The 217-nt window shown below is 68.2% G+C and carries 1 protein-coding gene; it reads right to left on the reverse strand.

All coding sequences use genetic code 11. The features are described 5' to 3' along the window. Positions 1 to 217 (reverse strand): tetratricopeptide repeat protein (locus EOB49_RS38355; protein WP_245472988.1); only part of this gene is annotated, 217 nt, incomplete at both ends.

Genomic DNA, 217 nt, shown 5'->3' on the forward strand with positions numbered 1-217 from the left:
GTTCGAGGGCAAGCGCCTGCCGGTAGGCATCGCGCGCGGCGTCGTCGTCGCCACGGGCGCGGCGCACATCGCCGATTCCCACCAGCGCTTCGGCATTGCGCGGATCAATCGCCAGCACCCGCTGAAACGACTGCTCGGCCCGCGTGTAATCCTGCTCGATCAGGGAAATCCGCGCGTCGAGGCCGAGCGCCTCGGCATCATCAGGCACAGTGCCAAG

This window comes from Mesorhizobium sp. M7A.F.Ca.MR.148.00.0.0, assembly GCF_003997735.1.
Classification (GTDB): domain Bacteria; phylum Pseudomonadota; class Alphaproteobacteria; order Rhizobiales; family Rhizobiaceae; genus Mesorhizobium.